At 62.5% G+C, this 17,927-nt stretch carries 14 protein-coding genes; 4 read left to right on the top strand and 10 right to left on the bottom strand.

The window, feature by feature from the left end; translation table 11 throughout:
- The first annotated feature begins 308 nt into the window (after positions 1–308).
- The 4 genes from RHIBR816_RS0113650 (at position 309) to RHIBR816_RS0113635 (ending at position 4,023) form a co-directional block, all read left to right on the top strand.
- A complete protein-coding gene (locus RHIBR816_RS0113650; protein WP_018237113.1) occupies positions 309–1,322 on the top strand; it encodes an AraC family transcriptional regulator in 1,014 nt (337 codons plus the stop codon).
- Positions 1,323–1,497: 175 nt separating this feature from the next.
- Positions 1,498–2,916, top strand: a complete 1,419-nt coding sequence (locus RHIBR816_RS0113645; RefSeq protein ID WP_018237112.1) for a TadE/TadG family type IV pilus assembly protein — start codon at positions 1,498–1,500, stop codon at positions 2,914–2,916.
- Positions 2,913–3,443, top strand: coding sequence for a TadE/TadG family type IV pilus assembly protein (locus tag RHIBR816_RS0113640; RefSeq protein ID WP_018237111.1), 531 nt, complete (start codon positions 2,913–2,915; stop codon positions 3,441–3,443). The genes RHIBR816_RS0113645 and RHIBR816_RS0113640 overlap by 4 nt, the downstream gene beginning before the upstream one ends.
- Positions 3,444–3,453: 10 nt before the next feature.
- Positions 3,454–4,023 (top strand): TadE/TadG family type IV pilus assembly protein, encoded by a 570-nt coding sequence (locus RHIBR816_RS0113635; RefSeq protein ID WP_018237110.1) that lies wholly within the window; start codon positions 3,454–3,456, stop codon positions 4,021–4,023.
- A gap of 545 nt (positions 4,024–4,568) precedes the next feature.
- On the opposite strand, the gene RHIBR816_RS0113630 is transcribed toward RHIBR816_RS0113635, so the two are convergent.
- The 10 genes from RHIBR816_RS0113630 to RHIBR816_RS0113585 form a co-directional block, all read right to left on the bottom strand.
- Positions 4,569–6,374 (bottom strand): methyl-accepting chemotaxis protein, encoded by a 1,806-nt coding sequence (locus RHIBR816_RS0113630; RefSeq protein WP_026186967.1) that lies wholly within the window; start codon positions 6,372–6,374, stop codon positions 4,569–4,571.
- Between the two features lie 297 nt (positions 6,375–6,671).
- Positions 6,672–7,694 carry a capsular polysaccharide biosynthesis protein gene (locus tag RHIBR816_RS0113625; protein ID WP_018237108.1) on the bottom strand — a complete coding sequence of 341 codons (1,023 nt, stop codon included), beginning with the start codon at positions 7,692–7,694 and terminating at the stop codon, positions 6,672–6,674.
- Between the two features lie 118 nt (positions 7,695–7,812).
- Positions 7,813–9,984, bottom strand: a complete 2,172-nt coding sequence (locus RHIBR816_RS0113620) for a glycoside hydrolase (RefSeq protein ID WP_026186966.1) — start codon at positions 9,982–9,984, stop codon at positions 7,813–7,815.
- Positions 9,985–9,986: 2 nt separating this feature from the next.
- Positions 9,987–10,985 carry a glycosyltransferase family 2 protein gene (locus tag RHIBR816_RS0113615; protein ID WP_018237106.1) on the bottom strand — a complete coding sequence of 333 codons (999 nt, stop codon included), beginning with the start codon at positions 10,983–10,985 and terminating at the stop codon, positions 9,987–9,989.
- Positions 10,986–11,044: 59 nt separating this feature from the next.
- Positions 11,045–11,482: a VanZ family protein gene (locus RHIBR816_RS0113610; RefSeq protein WP_371259054.1), complete on the bottom strand. Its 438-nt coding sequence runs from the start codon at positions 11,480–11,482 to the stop codon at positions 11,045–11,047.
- Complete coding sequence (locus RHIBR816_RS0113605; protein ID WP_018237104.1) at positions 11,479–12,825, bottom strand: glycosyltransferase family 4 protein; 1,347 nt, start codon at positions 12,823–12,825, stop codon at positions 11,479–11,481. Before RHIBR816_RS0113605 ends, RHIBR816_RS0113610 begins: the two co-directional genes overlap by 4 nt.
- 127 nt (positions 12,826–12,952) lie before the next feature.
- Complete coding sequence (locus RHIBR816_RS0113600) at positions 12,953–14,197, bottom strand: glycosyltransferase family 4 protein (protein WP_018237103.1); 1,245 nt, start codon at positions 14,195–14,197, stop codon at positions 12,953–12,955.
- Between the two features lie 9 nt (positions 14,198–14,206).
- On the bottom strand, positions 14,207–14,962 hold the full coding sequence (locus tag RHIBR816_RS0113595; RefSeq protein ID WP_018237102.1) for a polysaccharide deacetylase family protein: 756 nt from the start codon (positions 14,960–14,962) through the stop codon (positions 14,207–14,209).
- On the bottom strand, positions 14,955–16,283 hold the full coding sequence (locus RHIBR816_RS0113590) for an O-antigen ligase (protein WP_026186965.1): 1,329 nt from the start codon (positions 16,281–16,283) through the stop codon (positions 14,955–14,957). The genes RHIBR816_RS0113595 and RHIBR816_RS0113590 overlap by 8 nt, the downstream gene beginning before the upstream one ends.
- A 15-nt stretch (positions 16,284–16,298) precedes the next feature.
- Positions 16,299–17,891: a GumC family protein gene (locus tag RHIBR816_RS0113585; RefSeq protein WP_018237100.1), complete on the bottom strand. Its 1,593-nt coding sequence runs from the start codon at positions 17,889–17,891 to the stop codon at positions 16,299–16,301.
- Positions 17,892–17,927: the final 36 nt, after the last annotated feature.

The following is a 17,927-nucleotide window of genomic DNA, read 5'->3' as shown; positions in this document are numbered from 1 at the left end:
GCGTCGTTGCGCCGCCTCCTGCGGCAGACAGCAGATCTTATCTCGCCTAAGCGCAACCTAGGCGTGTTATACAGGCGCTTTCCACCGGGGCGGTACGTACATCAATTTGTGCGAGATACGGCTGCGTTTTTCGTTTTTTGGATAGTCTGGTCCACAATAACGCTTACGACAAAGCTAATATACGTTTATTTGTACGACAATTGCAGTCGCGGCAAACGCCCTAGAAAGGGAGGTGGCGTGAACCTGTTACGCACAAATACCGGATGGGGCGCCAGCCTGCTCAGCGCCTTCCTTTTTTTGAGGCTTGAATGAGGTACGCTCCTCATCGCCCAGCATTCCGCATCGTCGAAGCCGATGCGGACGAAATGTCCGAGCACTATGCCAGGACATTGTCACCCGCGACGGTTGAACCCTTGGAACGGGGCGGGAGCATATCCGTCGAGGATCGACACTACACTTCCGGGCCCTTCAGCATCTGGTCGGGCATGTGTCATTCGGGCATGAAGGTCACATTCTCCGAACCGTCCGATGCCTTCGTCCTCTACCTGCCCCATTCGAGCGCCATGGAGTTCGACGTCGGTCGCAAGCGCCTTACGTCAATCCCGGGAACCGCGATGGTCGGCAATATGGCGCGCTTCGATAAGATGACAATTCACGAGAACCGCGGCCATATCGGCATCGCCTTCGACAAATCGGCGATGGTCGGCCAACTCAGTCAATTGCTCGACGCCCCCGTTCTGGGAGACATCGACCTTTGTGCGACCTTGGAGACGGCCTCAGCCGCCGGCTCGCGGCTCGCCGCTGTCGGAAGCCTGCTCTGGGAGTGCTTCGACGTCGTCGGCGACGACCGTGTTTCCACCACGGCCACCGATCACCTTTTCCGGGCAGCAATGGTCATGATCCTTGAATCTTTTCCCCACAACTACAGCGCTCGCCTAAATCGGCCAATGTCGCCCGCCATGCCGCGAAACCTGAAAAGAGCGATCGAATATATGGTCGCCAATATCGCCCAGCCGATGGGCATTGCGGAGATCGCCGGCGCGGCAGGCACGAGCGTGCGGGCCCTACAGGCGGCCTTCCAGCAGTTCAAGGACACGACGCCCTTGAATTTTCTGCGCCAGATGCGACTGGAGGGGGTTCGCAAGACCCTATCCGACGATGCCAATACGCTCTCGATCGCACAGGTGGCGCGCGCCTGGGGCTTCACCCACATGGGTCGGTTTTCAGCGGTCTACCATGACGCCTTCGGCCAGACGCCGTCGGAAACCGCCAAGCTTCATAGCCGGCGCGGGATCGGTGTTTCGCCGGACCCGAGTCGCTGAGATAGCCGCCGGCCCGCCGTCTGTCGAAGCCGCGGCACCGGCAAGAGTCGCTTTCCTGCGTAAAGCGGATAGCGCCGCGCCAATCGGCTAGCAGAACGTGACGCTAATTTACGCACGAATAATATTTTCCCACGCACGATCGGCCCGTGAAGAAACTGAGCTGGTCAATAGAAACATGCATCTCGATTTCGGCTTTTTCCGTCAGCTGATTGCCAACCGAATGGCAGCCTTGGTCAGCGACAGGAGCGGCAATGTCGCCCTGACGGTGGCAATCTGCATCGTCCCCATGATCCTCGCCGTCGGCGCCGGCCTCGACTATGCGCGCGCCTACAACGTTCAGAGCCGGATGCAATCGGACCTCGACGCGGCACTGGTGGCCGCCATCAAGGAGATCGACGAATACGACGAGGACGAGATAGCCGCAAAGATCAAGAAGTGGTTCGACGCCCAGTCGGAGAAACAAAGCGCCACCTATGACCTGACCGAAATCACCGTGGACAAGAGCGGCCACACGATCCAGGCGTCCGCCAGCGGGACGGTGCCGACGACGCTAATGACGCTGGCGGACATCAAGACCGTCCCGGTCGGGGTCGTCAGCGCCATCGAGGGGCCTGCTACGTCTTACCTCGAGGTCTACATCGTCATCGACAAATCGCCTTCGATGCTGCTTGCGGCGACAAGCGAAGACCAAGCGATGCTGCGGGCTGACAAGAATATAAAGTGCGAGTTCGCCTGCCATAGCACGGCAGACCCCGTTCGCAAAAACAACAACAAGAAGAACGCTGTCATCGCGCCCACGTACTACGACTACATTGAAAACCTCGGCGTAAAGCTTCGCACCGACGTGGCACTCGACGCGGTCGAAGAGGTGCTCGACATGGTCGACGCGGCAGATGAGAACCATGCAAGGATCAAGGTCGGTCTCTACAGCCTGGGCGAAACCATTACCGAGGTTCTCAAGCCGACCTATTCCACCAGCACGGCGCGAAAGAAACTCTCCGACGACGACTCCGGACTGACGAGCGCAACGTCCATGACCTCGACCGACTTCGAGACAGCGCTGGAGGCTCTCCAGGACAAAGTTGGGAAGGCCGACGACGGCAGTTCGGCTGATAAGCCACTCAAGCTTGTACTGCTGCTGACCGATGGCGTGCAATCACATCGCAATTGGGTTATCGAGAACGTCACCTGGACCTGTACCGAATACAAGAATGGCACCTGCATCCGCTACAAATACGGCAAGGACTGGGGCATAGTCACGCCGCTCAATCCCACCTGGTGCGACGACATCAAGGGGGATGAGGCCACGATGGCGGTACTTTACACCGAGTATTTGGCCATCCCACTCGACTGGGGCTATAACGCAACCCTTGCCGACACGATGGCAAACAGCAAGTGGACCTCCACCTGGGGTGGCACGCTGCATAGCGGCGTCAGCGGCACAACGTCCAGGCTGGACTATATCCCGATCGCGCTGCAGGACTGCGCCTCTTCCTCCGATCTCTTCATCTCGGCCGCCTCGGAAGACGAGATCACCGCCGGCCTTTCCACCCTCTTCAACCAATATCTGACCTCGGTGCGGCTGACCCAATGATGAGACGCACGAGATTCAGGCAACTGCGCCGGCTGCTGCGCGACAGGTCCGGTGTCGCCGCGATCGAATTCGCGCTGCTCGCCCTGCCGCTGTTCACCATTATCTTCGGCATTCTCGAATGTGCGGCGATGTTCTTCATCGACTCGGCACTCGACGCTGCGGTTCACAAAGCCGCTCGCCTCATTCGGACCGGGCAGGCGGCCGAGGGCAATATGAGCCTCACCGGGTTCAAGACGGAGATCTGCGGCAACCTGCTCTATGTGCTTAACTGCGAAGACAAGCTGCTGGTGGCCGTCGATACGCTGACCGACACGTCCTCTTCCGGCGCAATGAAGGCGATCAACAGCAGCGGCGCCGTCTCGATCACCGAAGGCTTCGAGATTGGCAAAGGAAGCGATTACGTGATGGTCCAGGCTTTCCTCCCGTGGAAGCCGATCGTCAGCCTCTACTCGCTTTCGAGCTCCACGCTTGCGGACGGCAGCTACCTGATGGGCGCCTCGGTCCTGTCTCGCAATGAACCGTTCTGAGGATGCCCCGATGACACCGATCCACAAGAGAATAGGCGCCTTCATGCGGACTTTCTGCCGGGACCGCGATGGAGCGTCAGCGATCGAGTTCGCTTTCCTTTTTCCGCTCATGCTGCTGCTGCTCGCCGGGCTGGTCGACCTCGGCCAAGGCCTGACGGTGCGGAGAAAGATCAATCAGATCGCATCGACGAGCAGCGAGATCATCGCCATGCAGAGCAGCTGGACGGAGGCGAGCGTCGAGTCGATCCTCGACGGCGTCAGCTCCATCGTGCAGCCCTACGACACCGCCGAACTCTCGATCGTGCTCTGCGTTATCGACGTCGACAGCAAGGGCAAGGCGACTGTCAACTGGTCCGCCGCCTACGGCACGACGGCCCCTTCCGCAGGCCAGGATTCACCCGTGGAGGTGCCGGAAGAATTACGCATAGAGGATGTTCAGCTGGTGGTGACGCGTGTCCAATACAAACTGGATACGATCTTCTCCAGCCTGTTCGAAAGTTTCACCGGCGGTGGAACCTACGAATATGACCAGCACTTCTTTATCCGGCCACGAAACGGAGACACGATCACCTACAGCTAACAAACCGCGCTGTGACTGTCATGCGCATTGGACTTGAAGGGGATTCGTACGATGGTTCAATCCCGATATCACGAATAACCCATGCGCGGTGAGCGCTGTTCCGAACTGTGCCGGAGTATCAACGGATATTCCTGGGGCCACAATACAGACATAGACTGACCGCGTTTCCACCACATCTTTCTCGCGAAGAGATCAATTACACGATTTAATACGCGACAGGAAACATTGCATCCTATTGTTGATATTCTACTGCGCACTTCACGCCGACTGGGATAGACCACGCAATAATGCGTTAACCGTACACCTTCTTCGCAATGCGGATATGGATTTAATCTTCAACTGTAGCCTAGCGCCGGCCACTCCGCATACACTCCTTCTCGTGGGTGCAGGGCAGCCTTGGGCATGATGCCCTGGGTATCGTGCCAGCGGCTTGGCTTGCCGCTGGCACGTGCCGCTTTTGGCGGCTGGTGAACCAAGTCAAATACCCTCTCGCCGTTCTCGCTCTGACCTGCAAAACGCCAAGGGTTCCGCCGATACTGCGGCAATCAGGCAGCGCGGCACTCGCGTGCCGCCTTCACCTGAAACCGCTCGGCGATTTTGTCGAGGTCCAGCACTTCCTCACTCAGCGCGCGGCAGGCGGCATTCGTCTGCTCGACCATGGCCGCATTCTGCTGCGTGACCTGGTCCATCTGCTGCAGCGCCGCATTGATGCCGTCGAGTGCGGAGGATTGCTCATCGGCCGCGGTGACGATGGCGCCGATCAGACCACTGACCTGCAGCATATGCCCTTCAATACCCATCAGCGCCGAACCGGTCTGGTTGACGAGTTGGACGCCGTCCGCAACTTCGCGGGCCGAGGTCTCGATCAGCTGTTTGATCTCCCTTGCGGCAGTGGCCGAGCGGCCGGCAAGCTCGCGCACCTCCTGCGCGACGACCGCGAAGCCCTTGCCCGCTTCGCCCGCCCGGGCCGCCTCGACCCCTGCATTCAACGCGAGCAGGTTGGTCTGGAACGCTATCTCATCGATGACGTTGAGGATTTGTCGGATGCGTGTCGAAGAACCGGCAATGCGTTCCATCGCCGCGACGGCATCGCGGACGACAGCCGCGGAACGCTCGGCGCCATGCTTGGCAGTCCCCATCACCAGGCTCGCTTCGCGGGCGCGCTCCAGCGAACTGCGCACGGTCGCGGTGATCTCATCGCAGGCGGCGGCCGTCTGCTCCAGCGACACGGCCTGGTGCTCGGTACGTTTTGCCAGATCGTCGGTGGCGCTGGCGATCTCCGACGAGCCGGCGCGCAAGCGGCCGGTTGCCTGGAGCACACCGGAAATCGCTTCGGACAGTTGCTCGACGCTGCCGTTGAATTCGCGGCGTAGCTGCTCGAAATCCGGGGCGAAGCCAACGTCGATTTGCGCCGTGAGATCGCCGGCAGAAAGACGTCCCAGCCCCCCGCTGAGCAGTTCGATGACGTTTCTCCGGTCCCTCTCCTCGGACGCCCGCTGCTCGCGGAGAGCCGTCTCCTGCTCTTCACGCCGGCGACGCTCCTCCTCGGCGCGCTCACGAATATTGCGACGTTCGATAGCCGCCTCGCGAAAGATGGCGACGGATTTCGCCACCACGCCAATTTCGTCGGCGCGATCCGAAAAAGGCACGGACCGGCTGTAGTCGCCGCCGGCGAGTGTCTCCATGTAGGACGACATCGCCGCCAGAGGCTGGACCGCACGGCGGCGGAAATACCAGAGACCGCCGGCGAGCAGTGCGACGGAGATCACCGAGCTTGTCGTCGCCGCCATGGACAGACGGTTCGTATCGGCGGCAGCGGCGGCTTCCTCGCCGGTCTGGAAAGCAACGGCCATCTGCACCAGTTCGTTCACGGCAACCTCATGGTGATGGAAGCCGTCCTTCAGGGCGTTCAGCGACTGACCGGCGGCGGCAAGATCACTTGCCTGCAGCGCAGGCAGGAACTGCCTTTCCATCACCTGCCAAAAGAGATCTGCCCTCGCGAGTACCTCGTCCTCCAGCTTCTTCATCAGCGCACCTGGAGCGGATGAGGACTTCCAATAGGCCCGCCGCTCGTCATAGGCGCGCTTCAGGGCGACGATCTTTTCCTGGTTCTTGGCAGCGAGTTCCGTACTGGAGATCGCCTCCATTGCGAGCATGTAGGACTCGACCGTGTAGAGCGGCGGTGGCAGGATATCGGCGACGAGATCCTTGCCGTAGACGATTTGCGTATAGACCGGGCCGTTCACCCTGAGCTTGTCGAAAGCATAGGTCTTGATGCCGATCGAGACCAACAGCCCGGCCGCAATGATACCCCCGAAGACAATCATGCCGCGTGCAATATTAAGTTTCATCTGTCTGCCCCGATTGCACTTCCCAGTAGGGACGCCGTGCCAAGAAATATCGATTTGCTATGCGGATAGCCGACCTCGGCGCCCACAACTTTCTAAAATTGGTTGTGGCATCTCGCGTCGCCGAATGGCATTTCGGCCCAGGAACAACCATGCCTGCGCTACAATAAATAGTTGCATTCCATGATTGCGGAATGGTTAAGAGGCGCGGCAGCACCGACCCAAATCGATATTAGCTGCGTAAACCGGACAGTAAGGACGCTTTTGCGTAGGCTGGGACGCACGCCGAAGGGGGCGCGTTCAGGCTCTTTGCAATGCGGCGACGAGGAGATCGATTGCCGCAAAGACGTCCATCAGCTCCCAATTGGCCGGGTTGCGGTAGCTCGGATAAAGCCCAAGCGCCGCAGCGGTCAGTTGGTCTGCTGTCGGCCTCGCGACGGTACGACGCGCCAGTGCGGACACGGCCTTGGCATTCACGCGATCGTCCGTCAGCCCCCATCCGGCGTAGAAGGGCACCGCATAGCAGCGTACCGGTATTGCCCTCAGCAGGGCATCGAAGCCGACCTGACTGGAAACGGTCCAGACCTCGTCGACGACGTCGAGAATTGAGGCAACCGAGACTTTGTCGGCGAGCAGGATGACGCCGGGGGTGCTGGCGGCGCGCTCCGTCATGTAACCTTTGCGATAGCCCGCCATCACGTCCGGATGGGTGCGCACGACGCATTGCGCCCCGCTCGCCAGCGCGTCGTCCAGCATTCGATCGAACGAGCCGCGGTTGCCAAGGGCGCGCGGCACCGAGACATCGCCCAGGACCTGATCCACGAGAAGGATGCGCCGTCGGCTGCTCGACTCTATCGACGGCTCGCGATGCGGCAGGTTGTTATATTTGGAAAGCCTGTGTTCGACCATCTGCTCACGGATGCGTCGGCCGAAGGCGTCGTATCGGCCACCGGCCGCCTCGGCGATCAGCAACTCGAGCCGCGACGCCCTGCCGCCGTCGACCGGCAATGCCAGGTCGTCGGCGATGATCGAGACCGGCGCGTCTCCATCCTTGCCGAGACCGACCGAACGCAGGAAGCCGTCCTCGAGGTGCCAGTGCGGCAGCCGTCGCGCGCGGGCGACCGCCATCGCCGTCTTTGCGGGGATACGCCCGCCCCAGGAGACGATGCCCTCGAGACGGGGCGAGAGCGTCGAGGCGAGCGACTGGCCGCCGAAATGGTGTCCGAGCCAGGGAAAGGCCTGACGCACGAAGAATGTCGCACCGAGGCGGCTGCCGGGCTTCGGCCACCAGGTCTTGCCGCCGATCTCGGGCAAGCTGTCCATCGCTTCACAACACTCCATGCATCTCGCGGCCGATGCGCGTCGTTCGATCGCCTGCCGGCCTCGGACCAAAATCAGGTTGAGCCGGGAAATGCAATCGCTAACTCGGTGCGCGACGAACTCAGCCGTCCTCGAGCTCCAGGAGGAAATAGGTCGTCGGCCCATAGGGCGTGTCGTTCGACAGGCGGAAGGCGACTGGACCCGCGCCGCTGCGCACCGGCGGATAGACGGTGCCATCGAGGCCGACCGGCGATATCGTCCATCTGGCGGCCCCTCTCGAAAGCGCCAGATCGACATGGCCCTTGCGGATCAGCACAGGCAGGCTGCCGAAATCCTCGATGACCTTCTCCTCGCTGTCTCTGAAGATCATGCCGCTGTTCTGGGCGTCCGTGGCAAAGATCAGCAGCATGCGGCGGCTTTGCGCAAGCGAAGGCTGGCGATCGATCGCGGAAAGGGCGACGAGCCCGTCTCCATCCGCCTGCTCGATGCGGAGAACGCCGAGATCGATCGGCTCGCGCAGCGAGGAGAATGCCGCCGCCTCGGTTGCCGGCGTCGAGACCCGCAGCTGCCCGGAGCGGCGATCAAGCCGGATCTGGCCGGTGTCGCTCTCATAAAGGCCCGCCTCCGTGTCGGTCTGATTGCCGCGAGGGAGTGAGCCGCTGTCGCGAAGAGCCGCCAGCACGTCCTCCGCTGCCTCAGTCCGCGGCTGCGCGATACCGACACGGTCGTCGATGCTGTCCGCAGAAAAGAGGCCGATGCCGCCGATCAAGGCGAGTTCTGTGAGGCGCTGGGGCTCCCGCGCCTGCATGTCCTCGCCAAAGTCCGCCTCGCCGCGCACGGCAAAGGGGACGGTGATGCCGGAGGTCGCCACATCGCCGCGACGGTAGAGAAGCGCCGCCAGGGTTTCGCCGACCCGCGCCACCGGATCGAGCGCGATCGCGTAGGGAAGCATCGCCCTCTTGTGCGGATACGGCTCGCCATAGGCAAGCACGATCGGCCCATGGCCATGCCGACAAAGCACGTCCCAGCCCTGCAGCGACGCATAGGCCGGCATGACGAGACCCGCCTCGTAGCGGTAGCGGTTCCAGAACAGGTGATCGTATTCGCTGACGATGAAGGGCTTTCCGATCCAGCGCGCAGCGGCGATCATCCGCATGTAGTTGGCGCCGTCGGCAATGGAACTCACCTGCAGCAGGGCACTCCCTGGCGCATAGCCGCCGACCCAGTCGTGATAGGTATTCATGGTGACCGCTTCGAGATCGCGCCGGCTCAGCGCAGTCTGGACCGTCGGCCAATTGTTATAGGTGCTGATCAGTCCCCTATAGCCGAGATCGCGCAGCACCTTGCTCATCCGGGTGGCCGATGCGCGCTCCAGTTCGGTGAAGAATGCCTGCAGATCGCGCATGCGGGGGCTGTCGGCGTAGCGATCGGGTGGAAGCCTTACAGCCCCCGTTTCTAGCCGCTCATCGTCGCCAAGCGCTCCCCAAGCCTGCGCCAGCTCGTCGGTCGAGGCGTAGCGCTTCGCGAGCCACCGGTTGAAGGGTGCGGCAAGCGCCTCGTCATAGGCGGGTTCGCCCGGCCGCTCATGCACGACGCTGTCGAATTCGATGCCGTTTTCATTGGCGAGGATCACCAGCGCCAGGGCATCGTCACGAATGGGCGCGACGCCAGTATAGGGATTGTCCCTCCCCAGGAACGTCTTCTGCAGCGTCTTCCAATGGGCGAACGCCTCCTCATCCACATGCAGGCGCAGCTTGAGATCGCCATTGGCCTCCCAGCGGTCGTCATGACCGCCATAGGCGCCGCGCGGCGACGAAAGCCCGTCGAAGATCCAGTAGATGCCGTTGCGCTTCAGCGCCGCGAGCAGGTAGTGGATGCGGTCGAGGGTCTCCGGATCGAAGTCGAAATCCTTCTGCCGGCCGAACATCAGGCTCGCATCGGCAAAATGCAGCCGGGCGATGTTGTAGCCGTGCAGCGCCAGCTGGCGCGCGTAGCGCTCCGCCGTCGCGTGATCCGGGAAGCCGCCCGAAGCCGGGCTCCAGGCGAGCGAGGCGCAGAGCATCCTGAGCGGCTTTTCCGGCGATGCCGCATAGGCCAGGCGCCCGCCCTCCGCGGCGACGAGCCGGTGATCCGCGTCGATCACGCCGTTGGGCAAAAAGGCGGAAAAATCGAGTGGGCTCCCGGGCTGGACCTCAAGCGAGACGTCGCGGACAGGAACCCATTGGTCGAAGGCATTCGCCCGCGGCGTGAAGCAGCCGAGGAAGATCGCCGCGGCAGCGAGCAGTAAACGCATCGTCACGCCGGTTTCCCGAGGATTCTGCTCTCGATCGGCTCGCCCGGTTGCCGGCGGCTTCTGAGCATTCCGACGGGCAGCGCCGCCGCATGGAAGAACCAGGCGACGACCGTGTAAAGCCCCATGCCGAGGCTGCGTTTCTTGACGCTCGCCAGGGCAACGACACCGGCGGTCATGGCGAGCACGATGCCGGTCGCCACGAGCTTGTTCGGCAGGAAGACGATCAGTGCAAGGCAGAACAGCCACCAGAGATACACAAGCCCCCAAAGCCTGAGTTCCGGCAGTTCGCGCAGAAGCTGGAGGAAATAGGGTTTGCCGAGCGAGGCGCGTAGGAGCTCGCCGATACCGTAGAGATACTTGCTCTTCCAGCGACGCACGAGCAGCCGGTAGGAATTGACCGTGTGGCCGAAGTGCTGGACGAACCGTCGATCGAGGCGGTGAAGGCCCCAGCCAGCGCTTCTCAGGCGGATACCGAGGTCAAATTCCTCGTAGCCGTGCAGGTTTCGGTCCGACAAGTAACCGACATCCTCGATGGCGCTGCGCCGGTAGAGCCCGCCGCCATTCATCCGGTCGATCGGCCCCGTCCGGTTTTCAGGAGCGTTGCGTTTGACGCGCCGCGCAAATTCCAGGTTCGAGACGTGCATCTCCTCGACGTGACCGGTCACGCCCGCGATCGCCGGGTGGTCTTCGAGGAAGCGGACGGCCTCGTCGAGAAAGCCCGCATCCAGCAGCATGTCGCCATCGATGAGGCAGATATAGTCGTGACGCGAATGTTGAAAGCCGAGCTGCGGGCCGATGCCGCAACTTGGACGCGCCGGCGGCGTGATCTGCGCAATGACGGTCGGATATCGCGAGGCGATCTCGACCGTGGCGTCGGACGATCCGCTGTCGGCAACAATGACTTCGCCGCCGTGGCCCTGAAGTGCCGCCAATGCGCTCTCGATCGTCGCGGCAATGCGCTTTTCTTCATTCAAGGTCTTGATTATGACCGATATTGCCAAGGAGCCCTCCAGGAAGGTCGCGCCGTATTCCGGCCCGCTGCCTATGTCGCCGGATTGTTTTAGCCGCGATGATTTGAGTTTTGGTTTATGCGCGCCAGCCACGGGAAACGGTGCCAGTGGCGCCCGGCGGACAAGGCTGCGCCGACGCCGCATGCGGCACCCGCCACCTTGACCGCAAGATCCTCCACCCGCGCATGACGATCGGCCAGGAGCACCTGCAGCAGTTCGAAACCGACCGCCGCTCCAAGCACCATGCCAAGAACAAGACGGACCCGCTGCGGATAGGCAGTCGCGAGCAGCAAGCCCATCAGCCCGTAGGCGCCGAACCGCTCGACGTGAACCAAAGTCCCGATATGCGGGCGCATGCCGATCGGCGACAGCGTCGAATAGGCGATCAATGCCAACAGCAGCCATCCGAATACTGCAGCCGCACGCCTGAATTTCATGGCCCGCTTCCACTTTCCGTTGGCCCGATCGGCGCAATGCGGCGGGGTCATCTGGTAAGCGTTCGATAGACCGCAAGGGTCTTTTGCGCGACGCTTGCCCAGCTGTGGGTCGATGCCACATGGGCCATCTGTGAACGGACCTGGTCGTCCGTCGGCGGGTTCTCGATCTTCCTGGCGATCGCGATGGCAAGGGCGTCGATATCGCCAAGCGGGAAATAGTCGTCGGTGGACAGGCCGAGCTCGCGATTGGCGACGATGTCGCTTGCGAGGACCGGCAAGCCATGAGCCAGGGCCTCCAGAAGCGCGATCGGCATCCCTTCGTGGCTGGAGGGCAGGACAAAGAGAGCCGCATTGGCGAAGAGCTCCGCCAGCCGGTCACCGGACTGGAAGCCCGTCAGGACGACGTCGGGCACGCCGGCGGCCGTCGCCCTAACCTCATCAGCGTAGGGCGTTTCGAACTCGGCGCTCCCCGCCAGGACGAGTTTGACGCCGGTATCGCCGAGCCTTGCGAAAGCCTGGATGAGATCGGTCTGGCGCTTTTCCGGGACGAGGCGCGCCGCAAGAAGAATATAGCGGTGCCGCGTCAAGCCGAATTCGTCGAGAATGCCCGTTCCGCCCTGCCCTTGCGAAACGGCGACGCCGTTCGGGACGAAAGCCACCGGCACCTTGTAACGCTCACCCATCGTCTCGACGATTTCCTTCGAGATCGCGATGCGCCCATTCGCAAGCCTCATTCCCAGGCGTTCGCCGAGCTTCAGCATGAGCTTGGCGAAAGTGCTCCATTTCTGCCGGTCGTAGTCATAGCCGTGATGGGTGACCACGACCCTCATGCGCAAGATCCGCGCCAGTGGAACCAGCAATGCGGGACCGACCGCATGAATATGCAGGATATCCGGACGGCGGAGCGCAGCAAAACAGACGCCGACGAAGGTGTGGACGATGGCTTCCAGCGCCATCAGCCGCGGCGCCCAGAGCGGAAAAACGCGAATCCCGCCCCAAGAATAGGAAGAGGATTGCGAAAGATAGCGTCGCCGCCCGATGACGTCGACGCTCCAGCCGTGGGCCACCAGCCTGGCGGAGAGCATCTCGACATGCTTTTCCACGCCGCCCTGCACGTCGGGTATCCCGCGCAGGCCGAGCATCATCACGCGCGGACGGGCGGCCGTCTTCTCGATGGACTGATGAAAGCCGTCGAACTCTTCTGCCGACAGTGCCGGGCCGAGGCCGGAGGATGCCCCCGCGAGCAGCGCGGCCGCCGCAAGGGCCGGCGCGTCGACGGAGAGCAGCTTTTCCGGAAACCGCCCCTCCCCGCCACGAGCGGGGTTGACCGACGTCGCCGAACCCCTCGTCTGCTGCGGAGCGTGATCCCGCGAGACTGCCGTCTGACTGCTCATGGTTGTTTTGCCCCGGAAGTTCCCTTTCGACAGCTTTTACGGGCAGAACACTTTCGCCGGGCGTAAGAAGACCGCTAAAGTTTTACGAGACTGGCCGGAAATCGGTCGTTCCGGGCCTTGCTCCAGCCTAAGCGGCGCCGAGCGACGCGTAGAGGTCGAGGGTTCTTGCCCGATAGGCCGCGGCTGAAAACTCTCCGGATATCCAGGATCGGCCCTCTGCGCCCATGCGTCTTCGCGCGTGAGGCGAAAGCGCCGCCATTTCGCTGAGCGCCCTTGCAAGGTCCTCCGGCCTGCCGGCGGCAGCAAGCAGCCCGGTTTCGCCTTCCCTCACCATCTCCGGAATGCCGCCGATTGCTGCACCGATGACCGGCCGCTGCAGCGCATAGGTTTCGAGAACGCTGATCGGCGCATTCTCGTACCATTCCGACGGAAGCACGAGGGCGCGGGATTCTCCGATGACGCGATGCAGCTTCTCGCCGGAAAGATAACCGGCAAAGGTGGCGTCGGCGCCCAATTCGGCCGCCAATCGGCGAAGGCTCGCCTCTTCCGGGCCGGTCCCGGCAACGATCAGCCGCTCTCCCGAAAGCGCGATCGCCCGGATCAGCGTCGCCAGCCCCTTTTCCGGCGCCAGGCGGCCGGCGAAGACAAAGTAGTCGCCCTCCTGCCAGTCGGTGCGAAAAGTGGAAACATCGACGAAATTGGCTATGTGGACCATCTGTTCGCGCGGCCAGCCCCATTCGGCGAGCTTTTCCAGGTAGAAGCGGCTCGGCACGACGAGCCTATCGACCTTGTCGCGATAAAGGCCGAGCAGACGGTGCAGCATCGTTTCCGCCAGCACAACGGCGCTCAAGGGGACTGAGCCCTTGATGCAGCGATGGCGCAGAACGTTGTAGATTTTCCCGCCACGACAATCTTCACAGACGCTGCCGTCGCGGAGCATCTTGTAGGAGGGACAGGCGAGCTTGAGGTCGTGAACCGTCATGACCACCGGGATCCCGGCGGATTTCAGGGTGGAGAAGATCGCCGGCGACAAATGGTGGTAGACATTGTGGGCATGGGCGATCGAGGGGCGGCTCTGGTCGATCAGCCGGCGGATATTGCGCTGGGCTTCGAGCGAATAGATGACGCTCGCCGCTTGAACCGCCTTGCGCAGCAGGCCTGTCTTTCGGCCGTATTCGATCTCGGAGACGAAATAGTCCGACCAGGGCGAATGCTCGTTCAGATCGTGGCGCATGGCGAAGGGTACGACGTCCCAGCCGATTTCGCCTAACATCGCCATATGATCGAAGAACACCGCCTCTGCGCCGCCGCGGCGATAGAAGTAGTTGTTGATCGCCAGCAGGCGCTTCCCGGCATTCTTGACCTCAGCCACCGCGGACCCCTACCAATTGAACTCGTCGAGCGCCTCGTCGACCGGCAGCACGCGACAGCCCTTCTCGACGGCATGGCGGACGAGACGGTCGAAAGTCTCCGGCGTGCAGCCATAGGGCGTCGGCCGCGGCGCAATGTCATGCGTGAAGAAGATGAGCCAGCCGGGCTCACTGACGAGCGCGTCGATCCATCGGGTCAGCGTCTTGGCATGCTGCTCCGGCTGGCGGATTTCGACGGCCTTGAGCATCAGCGGATCCACGGATCCGCGGTTGATGGCCTCGCCGCCGGCGCGGCAGGACCGATAGCGGCTGCGCAGCTCGGAGCGCGCCAGGGGCCAGGCGGCGTTATAGGGAAAGGCGAAGTTCCTCACCGGGGAGGCCATTCCGACGCTCTTCAGGTAGTCCGCATTGCGGTCGAGGTCGGCAGCGAGACCGCCGGCGCTCCGAACTCTGCGATGCGCAAAGGTGTGGCAGCCGATCTCGTGCCCGCGCGCGAGCAGCTCCGCGCATCCTTCCGGAGTGATGAGCGTGCGGTCGTTTTCGACCCGTCCCGCCAGCCCGCCAGCGATATAGAAGGTGCCGCGTGAATCGTATCGCTCGAGAATCCGCGCTCCCTCGTAAAGGGCGCTGTCGGGTACGTCGTCGAAGGTGAAGGAGACGAGCGGTATGTCCGTTTTGGTATCCCGCCGCGTGCGGGCGAGCCGCCAGATTGCCCGGTTAGCCAGCCGGTCGACGAGCCCGCCGATCTTTTCCTGAACATCACGCATGAGCGACACGCTTCCTTTTTTCCGGGACGGCATCTTCCGCCAGCACGGCGCTCGATTGCAGGTGCAGTCCGTAGAGGGCGAAGACGAAAGTGAACCAGACAAAGCTCCCGCCCTCGAAGAAGAGGGTTTCCAGGCCGGCGTGGAAGATCGTGTAGAGCCAGATGCGGACGTAGAGCCGCGTCAGCGGCGCCTTCTCGCGGTCGGGTGTAATGCGCGAAATGTCGCGAAGCGGCAGCAGGATGAGCCAGACGAGCGTCAGCAGTAGCCCCGGGAAGCCGGTCGTCAGGGCAATGTCCAGATAGGAATTGTGGCCGTTCGCAGCCGCCACCGCCCAGGTCTCGACCGAGCCGCCGCTGTAAACCAGCTCCTCCGTCTGCCAGAACGCCCGGAAGCCGTAGCCGGTCAGCGGCCGCTCGGCGAGCGCCGAGAAAGCGAAACGCCAGATGTCGGAGCGGTTGGTGAATGTCGCGTCGATGCCAAGGCCGCTGATGAACTCGCCGAGCGGCCTGAAAACCGCCGAACCCACGGCGAACAGATTGAACAGGCCGACACCGCCGATGACGATCGGCACACGCAGCGGCCGCATTTTTTCGAAAAGCCAGCCGAGGATCAGGATCGCCGGGAGCATTGCGGTCGAGGTTTTCCCGCCGGTATTGACGAGAAAGAGGAACGAAAGCGCGAAGATCGCAAGGCCCGCTATGCGCGACCAGGCGCTCGCCACGAACAGCCCGAAGAAGGCCGAGAGAACCATCGCGGAGGCGGCGCTGTTCTTGTGCGGAAAATGGCCGCGCCACAGTCCGGCGTTCATCGGCTCACGCAATTCGGACGCCTGATGGATGGCGAGCGTCGGCTTGAACAGGATGCCGTAATAGGCGAAGGCCAGCATGATCAGGCTGCCGATCCCCAGCAACTTGGCGAAGTGGCGCTCCGATGCCGGAAGTAGCAGATAGATACTGGCATTCAGCGTCATGATCGTCGAGAGAACGACGCCCTTGATGCCGAGCATCGGATGGGCGGAGATCAGCGAGACGAGGAGGAACCAGAAGGAGAGAATGGCGAGCAGCAGGCGCGGCTGTAGGATGATCTCCCGCATTGGATGAAGCAGGCCATAGCCGAGAATGCCGGCGGAAAGCAGCAGCGCCAGAATCTGGTTCAGGCGGTTCGAGTTGCCGGCGGAAGGATCGAGGATCGCCTCGCCCGTCAGGTCGACATAGGGGGTGATCGACACCCATAGGAAAAGGAACATCGCCATGAAGAGGAAGGCGCCGACGCGCATCCTCAAGACGTCTGACGCACTGGTCGTGTAGGGAGCGCTGGTCATTGCCGGCGTCGCTCCCTATCCGGCGACAGGCCGCTGACCGCGAACATAGCCCCACAGGCCAAGCGCCAGCGCGATCCCGATACCTGCGGCGAGGCCGAGCGCGGCGCCTGCGACAAGCAGGATGGAAGTCCGGGGCGGCCAGCTGCGCGAATTTGGCGGCAGAGCGCGCGAAATGACGCGGATATTGGTCGTATCGATCTGCTGGCGCTCGGTGATCTGCTGGGCGCGTGCCAGATGCGTTTCGTAGATCGTCGCCTTGGTGCGCGCGTCGCGTTCGAGGTCGCGCAGGTGGACCTGCGCCTGGTTGTCGGTGAAGACATTCGACTGCTCGTCGTCGGCCTTGGCCTTCAATGCGCCGAGCGCCGAACGCTCCCGATCAAAATCCGCCCTGGCGCGCTCGGCTATGCGGCGTGCTTCCTGGTTTATTGCGGTCTCCAGCGTTGCGCGCTCGGAGCGCGCCGCGGCAAGACGCGGATGTCTTTCGCCATAGGTGAGCTGCATCGCGCCTATCTGCTGCTGCAGGGCGTTATACTGCTGGCGGAGGTTCGTCATGTCGACGGACTCGAAGACCGAGGCGCTGGTCGTCTGTCCCTCAGCGATCGCCGCACTCATCTGCTTGTAGCGCGTCTCGGCCTGGATGAAGCGCTGCTGGGCGTCGAGGACCTGGGTATTGAGTTCGCTCGAGAGCTGATTGCTGACGAGTTCGCCATTGGCGGACAGCAAGCCGTTCTCGCGCCGGAAATCCTCCACCTTCCCTTCGGCCTCGGTGACGTTCCGGCGCAGTTCGTCGAGGCGGGCATTGAGGTTCTGTGCCACACGGCCGGCACTTTCAGCCGCCGATTGGAAAAGCTCCGCCTCGAAAGCCTCGACGATCGCATCGGAGAGGGCGACGGCCTTTTCCGGTTGCTCGCTCCAGACTTCGAGAACGACGACGAAGGAGCGCTCCTCGCGACGCGCCTCGACCCTTTCCGAGAGCGCGCGAATGGCCGCCAATTCCTTGTCGGCCTTGCTGTCTCCTGCTGAAAACAACGCCATCAACGATGCAAGCGGCGACGCTTTGACGAATTCCGGATCGTCCGTGAGCTGTAACCTGTCGATGACGCGCTTCAAGACGTTTCGCGACGTCAGGATTCTGAGCTTGCTTTCGACCTCCAGCAACTGCGCGTCGCGCTGCGGGTTGCTGATAAAGACGTCGTCGCTGACGACATTGAGATTGGACGGGTCCACGACAAGATCCGTATAGACGGTGTAGCGCGGCGTCGCCGTGACCGCATAGGCGAACGCGCCGGCGATGCAAAGCATGAACGCCAGGGCGATCCACCTTATGCCATCGCGCAGCCAGAGAATGATGTCGTCTATGCCGACACTGCCGAGCCTGTGAAGGTCAGGAAAATACGCGCCGACGATCGGGGGATTGGGCTGAGCGACCAGCACCGGTGGGGGAGGATCCGGCTGGTTGCGGGCGGGAATCTCCTGCTGTTGCGGCAGAGGCGCCGTTTCCTCGTGCATCGCCGGAACGAGGTCCAGCAGCGAGCCGCCGGCGCCGCGCCGCGGGTAGCGCGTCTCCAGGCGCAATCCTTGCTCTAAGGGCTCGCTCCGCCGATACATCCGTCTTTCCCCACGTATGCTCTTGAAGCCACCGAA

The sequence above is a fragment of the Ensifer sp. BR816 genome (assembly GCF_000378985.1).
Classification (GTDB): Bacteria; Pseudomonadota; Alphaproteobacteria; order Rhizobiales; family Rhizobiaceae; genus Sinorhizobium.
Note: the sequence above shows the minus strand (reverse complement) of the source record. Positions and strands in the feature narration are given on the sequence as shown.